Source organism: Colwellia marinimaniae, assembly GCF_002207865.1.
Lineage (GTDB): Bacteria > Pseudomonadota > Gammaproteobacteria > Enterobacterales > Alteromonadaceae > Colwellia > Colwellia marinimaniae.
In genome coordinates this window covers 1-275 of record NZ_BDQM01000242.1, presented here as the reverse complement: position 1 = coordinate 275, position 275 = coordinate 1, and the positions used below count along the sequence as shown (strand labels likewise).

General features: G+C 37.8%; 1 protein-coding gene. It reads right to left on the bottom strand.

Going from position 1 to position 275, the window contains the following annotated elements:
- Nucleotides 1–186, bottom strand: a 186-nt coding sequence (locus MTCD1_RS19105; RefSeq protein ID WP_200818666.1) for a hypothetical protein, incomplete at its 3' end; no start/stop codon positions are given.
- Between the last annotated feature and the right edge of the window lie 89 nt (nt 187–275).

Sequence of the window (275 nt, the reverse complement as noted above, 5' to 3'; positions counted from 1 at the left end):
GCAGATGCCGGTGGGTACTGCACCATCAAGATAGACAGGTAGGTTAGGGTGATTACAATGCAGTAAAAGCGGTAAAATAGCTGTCACTTTACGCCCGTTATCATCCATTAAGGATAAGGCGCGATCAAGTCTAAGTTGATTGAACAACTCAGCTTTATGTTTCAGTTCAGCAATTTTATTCTGCAAAATAAAACCTTCAATGAGAGAAACTATGCTTAAATTCTGTTGTTTTTTACAATAAAATTTAGCCTATAAAGGCAGGCATAGAAGTGTGA